General features: G+C 62.3%; 8 protein-coding genes. 1 reads left to right on the top strand and 7 read right to left on the bottom strand.

Going from position 1 to position 7,084, the window contains the following annotated elements; translation table 11 throughout:
* Window positions 1-536: thrombospondin type 3 repeat-containing protein (locus VJR29_06395; GenBank protein HKY63029.1), on the bottom strand; the 536-nt coding region annotated here is incomplete at its 3' end.
* Window positions 537-635: 99 nt separating this feature from the next.
* On the opposite strand from VJR29_06395, the gene VJR29_06390 reads away from it, so the two are divergent.
* Window positions 636-1,832: a hypothetical protein gene (locus tag VJR29_06390; protein ID HKY63028.1), complete on the top strand. Its 1,197-nt coding sequence runs from the start codon at window positions 636-638 to the stop codon at window positions 1,830-1,832.
* A gap of 1 nt (window position 1,833) precedes the next feature.
* Here the strand turns inward: VJR29_06390 and VJR29_06385 are convergent, their stop codons facing one another.
* The 6 genes from VJR29_06385 to hpnE form a co-directional block, all read right to left on the bottom strand.
* On the bottom strand, window positions 1,834-2,598 hold the full coding sequence (locus VJR29_06385; GenBank protein HKY63027.1) for an ABC transporter permease: 765 nt from the start codon (window positions 2,596-2,598) through the stop codon (window positions 1,834-1,836).
* A complete protein-coding gene (locus VJR29_06380; GenBank protein HKY63026.1) occupies window positions 2,595-3,560 on the bottom strand; it encodes an ABC transporter ATP-binding protein in 966 nt (321 codons plus the stop codon). Before VJR29_06380 ends, VJR29_06385 begins: the two co-directional genes overlap by 4 nt.
* A 2-nt stretch (window positions 3,561-3,562) precedes the next feature.
* The gene (locus VJR29_06375; protein HKY63025.1) at window positions 3,563-4,516 is read right to left on the bottom strand and encodes a hypothetical protein; all 954 of its coding nucleotides are present in this window, start codon (window positions 4,514-4,516) and stop codon (window positions 3,563-3,565) included.
* Window positions 4,517-4,610: 94 nt separating this feature from the next.
* The gene (locus VJR29_06370; protein HKY63024.1) at window positions 4,611-5,177 is read right to left on the bottom strand and encodes a GDSL-type esterase/lipase family protein; all 567 of its coding nucleotides are present in this window, start codon (window positions 5,175-5,177) and stop codon (window positions 4,611-4,613) included.
* Between the two features lie 91 nt (window positions 5,178-5,268).
* The gene (locus VJR29_06365) at window positions 5,269-5,961 is read right to left on the bottom strand and encodes an HAD-IB family hydrolase (GenBank protein ID HKY63023.1); all 693 of its coding nucleotides are present in this window, start codon (window positions 5,959-5,961) and stop codon (window positions 5,269-5,271) included.
* Window positions 5,962-7,084: hydroxysqualene dehydroxylase HpnE (gene hpnE, locus VJR29_06360; GenBank protein ID HKY63022.1), on the bottom strand; the 1,123-nt coding region annotated here is incomplete at its 5' end.

The raw sequence follows: 7,084 nt of genomic DNA, 5'->3' as shown, positions 1-7,084 counted from the left end.
GGTTCGGGCTCTTCCTCGCCACCGAAGCAACAGCCTTCGAAACAGACATCGAAGCCGGCATCCTGGCATTCCTCGTCGCCGGTGCAATGCAGGAAGGGAGCCGGGCAGGAGCCCGCCGGGCAAATTCCCTCTTCCGGGTTGGGCATGACGACACAGGCTTGATCGCAGCAATCAAGGGTCGCTCCCAGCATGCTCAGCTCGATGTTGTCTTCGGGACAGCTTTCGGCCAGGAAATCCAAGCAATCGTCGTTGGAGGCGCAGGCCGGAAAAGGACATTCGATCACGCCGTCGAAGGCTTCCACCGACTCGCAGATTTCTCCGATTCCGTTGGCGTCGCTGTCGGTCTGGCTGGGATTGAAGGAGGAGGGGCAGTTGTCGAGGGAGTCTTCGATACCGTCGGCGTCGGCATCGTTTTGAGCCGGCGCGGCGCGATTTCCGCAGCCACCGCCCGAGAGCTGGGCTCCGTCGGAACCCTGAGTGATTCCGGCCAAGAGCAGCGGGAATGCCGCGGTCCCCAAGAGGAGAACGAGGCCCAACTTCGTTTTTTCCCTTTGTCCCACCCTTTTCCCCCAGCTTAAAATCCAGGGAAATTGTAAGAGGGCCAGGGCCCGCTGACAATCGGCAAAGGGGGGAAGATGATAAGGGGTAGGATTCTGCGGGGTTGGGGAGCGGCCCTGATCCTGGCCGGGCTGCTGGCCTGCAGCGGCGCCGCCACGGTCCCGGCCCCCCTCGCCGAAATTCCCTCGGTCGTCAGCATCCCCCAAGACGTTTCGGTCGACGTTTCCAAGATCAGCAGCGAGCCGGCGGGCTCGGTTCTCAAGGCCCAAACCTTAAGTCCCCAAGAATTGCTCGCCATCATCCAGATCGGCCCCGACACCGTTCGGGTCCTCAACGAGGAAGTTTTGGCCGGACTGCTTTCGCCCTTCACCGAGATTGAAATTCCGGTTTCACCCCAGGTCCGGTTTTTCGAGGGCTCCTTCCAAGAATCGGATGGAGCCACCCTGACCTTCAAATTCGATTTTTCGGACTACGATTTCGACGGCGACGGCGCCTTGGACGGTTTCACCGGCTGCACCTGCCCGGTTGGCTGCGATTTGGCGGCCTGTCCGGCCCAAGCGCCGATCAGCGATTTGCGCCGGGTCGGTTTCCGGGTTTGGATGGAGCAGGGATTGGAGCCGGGCTTTGTCCGGATGCTGGCCGGTTTCTTCGACCGGCTGCCGGTGAAGGACGATCCGGCGACGCCGGCCGACGAGGAGAATCCGGGCAAGGGACAATTCCGAGTCGGCTCGATCGAGAACAGCACCTTGGGCAGCCCCGAGGGTCTCAGCGTGGAGCGATTCCTGATCGGCGTGATTTACGATCACATGGACCCGGTTTCGCCGCTGAACCAATCGACCCAGGCCGCGCTGGTCAACGACATCACCGATCCCGGCGGCCAAGTCCTCTTGTCGAACCGGAGCAACACCTTTGCCGCCCAGGTGCTCCGGACCGATCCGGGCGGCGCCGATTATTTGGAAAAGACGGTGAAGTCGAGCTTCGAGGCCTTCCAGGCCGCCGGCGTCGACGGTCCCGAGGAGAACCGGGAGCTTCAGCTCTATCTCGGCCGCTTCCGGGAAGACGCCGATTTTTGGAGCGGATCGGCGGTGCTGGAGAATGAGGAGCAGAGCTTGAACCTGCCCACCACCTGCGCCCGAATCAGCACCGCCACCGAAGTCGAGGCCGAGATCTGCCAAGACTTGGCGATCGACACTTCGGGCGAGGCCTTCCTTCGCGGAGCCCTCGATTCCGATGTCCTCTTCCCGGCCGATTTCCCGCCGAACCCGCCGTTCTGATTTAGCGCACCAGCTTGTAGCCTTTGCGGAACAAATACACGCAAAGCAGGTAGCTGAGCAGCGCCGTTCCGCCGAGGAAGGCCAGCGAATACCAATAGGCAATGTCGGAATGTCCCAGCACCGCGTAGCGGGTGGCGTCGACCAGGTAGAAGATCGGGTTGAAGAGGCTGACCTTCTGCCAGAAGGCCGGCAGCATGTGGATGGAATAAAAGACGCCGCCCAGATAAATGAAGGGCGTGATGACGAAGGTCGTGAAGGTCGCGATCTGGTCCCAGCCCTCGGCCCAGAGCGCCGAGAGAATTCCCAAATTGGAAAAAAGGATCGAGCTCAGGGCGATCACCAGAAAAGTGTGGGGCCAGTGGTGAATTTGAAGCCCCACCGTCAACATGCCCACCGCCAAGGTCAGGAAACCGACCAAGAGGCCGCGCATCAACCCGCCGATCGAGAAGGCGGTGACCAATTGCAGCGGCGAAAGCGGGCAGACGATCATGTTCTCGAGCGAACGGTCCATCCGGGCCATGAAGAGGCTGGTCGAGGTGTTGGCGTAGGCGTTGTTGACCACGCCCATCGAGGCCAGGCCCGGCAGGATGAAGAGGACGTAATCGAAGCCGCCGATTTGCTTGATCCGGGCGCCCAGCGAGTAGCCGAAAATGAAGACGTAGAGCAAGGTCGTGAGGACCGGCGGTGCGATGGTCTGGCCGGCGAGCCGGGCGAAGCGGTAGCACTCGCGGCGGACCAGGGTGAAGAAAGCGCGGCGGCTTTTCAAGCGGCGGCCCCCTTGGCGAGCTCGCCGGCTTTCTCGGCCTCGCCGATGGTCTTGCCGGTGAGCTTGAGGAAGACCTCTTCCAAGTCGCCTTTCTTCACGTTGATGTCCTCGACCTTGCGGCCGGGCTTGGCCAGGAGGCGCTGCAGCAGCGATTCGACCGCGGTGCCCAATTTTTTGGTGCGGGCCCGAATCTTCCCTTCGCCGACGCTCACCCCGGGTAGATCGAGGAACTCCTCGGGCCGGATCTCGCCTTGGACCGCGATCTCGACCTCCGAATCGCAGTATTTCTCGATCAGCTCCTTCGGACTGCCGAGCTCGATGATCCGGCCGTGGTCGATGATGCCGATCCGCTCGCAGAGCTCCTGGGCCTCGTCGATGTAGTGGGTGGTCAGGAGAATCGTGGTGCCGTTCTTGTTCAGGTCGCGGAGGTATTTCCAAAGCTCGTGGCGCTGCTCGACGTCGACGCCGGCGGTGGGCTCGTCGAGGATGAGCAGCCGCGGCCGACTCATCAGGGCCCGGGCGATCATCAGCCGTTTCTGCATGCCGCCGCTCAGCTTGTAGAATTGGAGCTTGGCCTTCTCGGCTAAACCGAATTGCCGGAGCAACTGGTCGGCGAGATCACGGGCCTCGTCGCGGGCCAGGCCGTGGAATCCGCCTTGGAACTCGAGGGTCCGGCGCAGGCTGAAGAAGCGGTCGGTGTTGATCTCCTGGGGCGAGAAGCCGATGAAGCGCTTGGCGGCTCGGGGCTCCTGGCTGACCGAATGGCCGAAGACCCGGGCGACCCCTTCGCTGGGCCGGACCAAGCCGACAATAGAATTGATAAGCGTGGTCTTGCCGGCGCCGTTGGGGCCGAGCAGGCCGAAGAATTGGCCGGCCGGGATTTCCAGGTCCACGCCTTGGAGGGCCGCCAGCTCGCCGTAACGTTTATGGAGACCCGCGATTTGAATGGCTGGGGCTGTCAAACCTACTCCGCTTTCTTCTCCTTCGTCAGCTGGGCCGAGAGCTCCTTGTCGAAGACAAAGTCCTTCCCATTCCAAGCATAGGCCTCGACCTTCCATCGGTATCCCGCTTCGGGCGCGTCGAGGTCAAGGGAGCCGCGCTCGCTCACGATGTAGAATTTCCCGTTTTTCTCCTCGCGCCGGACCTTTCGGGTCACGGCGGCGGTGGTGCCTTGGAGGAAGACCGCCGGGCTGGCCTTGCCGCTCGAGTCGATCACCGTGGCCCAACGCGGTCCGTTCGGCTCGACCACCGCATAGGCCACGGCCAAGCGGGTTTCGTCGGTGAAGAAAAGCTTCATCGGATAGACCTTGGCGGCGCCGCCGATCCAAGGCCGGCGCTCGGGTTGGGGCAGGCCGACCAGCTTGAAATTCTCCAGCTCCGATTTCACCGCGTTGAAATCGAGCTCCTTGGCGTCATACGCCTTGCCGTTCCAGAGCAGGGCCCGAAGGCCGGGCTGAGTGTTGGTCAGGCCTTGGGGGCCCGGTTTCTTGCCGGGGATCGTTTTGGCATAGGCCAGCAAGCCCGAACTCCCCTCGAGCGCCAGGGCGGTGTAGTTGTCGGGATAGGCTTCGGGCGGGAGGAAGCGGGCGGCCGAGCTGAAATCCCACTTGGCCACCGGGCCGCCGGTCGCGGCGGGCGGAGTTGGCGAGGCATGGGGCGTCGGAGTCGGTGAAGGCCTGGCGGCGCCGACGGGGCTTGGGGCCGGCTTCTCTTTTTCGCGCTCCTTGTCCTTGGCCCTTTCTTTTTTTCGATCCTTGGTCTTGAGGCTGACGCTTTTCTTCGAGCCGCTCTCCTTCGGCGGGTAAAGAAAATGCTCGATGCCCTGATAGAGCAGAAAGGCGCCGGCGGCGATGGCCAGCCACTGCCACCACTGCGTCGATTTCTTCTTCGGGCTGCGCTTGGATTTCTTTTTGGCCATAGCAGGTTGAAGCTTGTAAATGACCGGAAGCTTTGTAGCAAGGGGCTTTAGCCCCGTCTTTGCCAAGGAGGAGCGGGGCTAAAGCCCCTTGCTACTACGCGGATTTGGCGAGAGCCGGCTGCAGCACCTTCACCGCCGCCTTGGCCATGGCTTGGTAGCCTTTGGAGGAAGGGTGGATGCCGTCTTCATAGAAAGCCGCGGTCGGCTTCTTCTTCTTGGGGTCGATGAAAGCGGCATGGAAGTCGATCACCGGAATCTTTTGCTCTTTGGCCCGGGCCTTCAGCCAGCGGCGAAATTTGCCGAGGATCTTCTCGTAGACCTCGTCCTCGAGCGGCGGCGGCAGCGCCAAAATAGGCCGGATCTCGTGCTCGTCGAGGAGCTCGAGCAGCTTGAGAAGGTTGGATTGCATCAGCTCGAGATCGACGCCTTGATAGACGTCATTGGCGCCGCCGAAAACGATGCAGAATTCGGGCTTCAGATCGAGGACGTCGATCGTCACCCGCCGGAGCATGTCGCGCAAGGTGTTGCCGTTGATCCCCTGATTGAGGATGGGCGTGTGCAGCTCCTTGGCGGTGTACTCCACCCAGGAAAGATTCTTCCCGAAGGGATACCCATAGGTGAGCGAGTCCCCGAGGGCGATCACGCGATAGGGTGGCGGCATGCTTTGGTGCGCTCCTTGCGGCCGAATAATGAACGAAATCGGGTATTTCCGCAATGAATCGATTTGACGCGCCGCGGCGCAAGCGGCGGGGCTAAAGCCCCTTGCGACCGATCGTCTCCTTGAAATGGAGGATCGGCCAATTTCGGCGCTCGGCTTCGCGGCGCAGCTTGGAGTCGGGATTGACCACCCAGGGATGGCCGACCTGCGAGAGCAGGGGCAAATCGGAAATCGAGTCGGAATAGAAGCGGCAGTCGGCGAAGCCCACCCCTTGGGAGTCGGCGAATTCCTTGGCGACTTGGACCTTGCCTTCCTTGTAGCAGAGCGGCTCGCGGAATTTTTTCTGGAGGATGCCGTCGACGATCTCGGGGCCGTTGCTGAAGGAGGCGTCGGCTTTCAGGAAGAGCTCGATGTTCTTGACCATCATCGCCGGCGCCGAGGAAAGGAGCGCGATCAGGAAGCCTTCGCGGCGCAGCATTTCGATTTCCGCCAGCGCCTCGATGTACATCGTCGGCTTGACGTATTTGTCGAAGGCGTCCTTGCCGATCCGCAAGATGTCGTCGATGTGGGTGCCGGCCATGTCGGAGATGGCGATCTCGTACATCCGCTTGACGTCGGCGTTGACGTAGATCCGGCCGATGGCGTTGTAGAAGATGGCCTGCAGGATTCGGCGCTTCTTGATGATGCGGCGGCGCATCAGCTCCAGCGTGGTGTGATAGCCGCTGTAGCAGTCGCAGAGCGTCTTATCGACGTCGAAGAAGGCGATTTTGGCATTTGAAGCGGACACTCAGCTCTCCAAAATCGCGGCCGCGGCCTTGTGGCCGCTCAAAACCGCGCCCTCGATCGTAGCGGGCAAGCCGGTGTCCGTCCAGTCTCCGGCGAGGAAAATTCCGGGATCGGCGCTGCGCGGACCGGGGCGGTAGGAGCCGAGGCCCTTGCGGGCGCTGAAGGTGGCTTCGAGCTCTTTCACCACTTGGCCGTGCCGGGGGCTCCGGCCCTCGAGCTCGGGATAGAATTTTTGCAGCTCGCGCCCGGCTAGGGCCAGCAGGTTTTCCTTGCTCTCGCCGGCCAGCGCGTGGGCGCCGCTGACCACCAGGGTCACGTGTTGCGGATTTTCGCCGGTCAGGATCTTGGCCTTGTCGAAGACCCAATGGATCGGGCTGTCGACCAGGCCCAGCATCCGGTGGCGCGGCCGGAAATTCTCGTACCAAAGATTGATCGAGACGATCGGCGCGCTGCCGAAGCGGTGGAGCTCGGCGAGCAGGGCCGGCAGCGCGTCCCCGCTCTCGCGCAGGATCTTGGCGGCGGCGTTGGGTGGGACCGCGAAGAGGATCTTGTCGGTTAAATAGCTTTCTTTGGATTCGGCGGGGCTAAAGCCCCTTGCTACAGTTTCTGAACCGGTAGCAAGGGGCTTTAGCCCCGCTCCCCGATTGGTTTCGACTCGAAAGCGAGCTCCTTCGCGGCGAATCGCTAAAACCTGGGTATTGAAATGGATCGGCACCCCGGCCTCTTCGAAGAAACGCTGGGCCGGATTGGCGTAGAGCTCGCTCAAGCCGACCTTGGAGAGGACCAACCGCGAATCGGCCTTGCTCGAGAGCAAAGCCCGGCGCAGCACCTCGACGAAAAGCCGGGCGCTGGCCAAGTCCAGCCGTTCGTTGACCGTCGCCAAGGCCAAAGGCTCCCAGAATTTGCGGATGGCCGCTTCGGTTTGGCCGGTCTGGCGAAGCAGCTCCTCGATCGATTGGGCGTCCAGCGCGGCGGCGCCGGCGCTCTTCTTGGCCAAGCTCATCAGCCGGGCCATGCCCCGCTTGTCGCGGAAGCTCAGCCCCCGATAGCGCAGCAGGCCCCAAGCCAGATGGAGCGGCGCCGGCAGGTCGGGACAGGAGAGCTCGAAGGTTTTCGCGGGCCCC

This window comes from bacterium, from assembly GCA_035281585.1.
GTDB lineage: Bacteria > UBA10199 > UBA10199 > DSSB01 > DSSB01 > DATEDP01.
This window is presented reverse-complemented; position numbering and strand designations above follow the sequence as displayed.

Excerpts from the sequence above, each read along its gene's own strand:
- VJR29_06390 (HKY63028.1), top strand. The coding sequence starts at position 636 with ATGATAAGGGGTAGGATTCTGCGGGGTTGGGGAGCGGCCCTGATCCTG.
- VJR29_06375 (HKY63025.1), bottom strand. The coding sequence starts at position 4,516 with ATGGCCAAAAAGAAATCCAAGCGCAGCCCGAAGAAGAAATCGACGCAG.
- VJR29_06370 (HKY63024.1), bottom strand. The coding sequence starts at position 5,177 with ATGCCGCCACCCTATCGCGTGATCGCCCTCGGGGACTCGCTCACCTAT.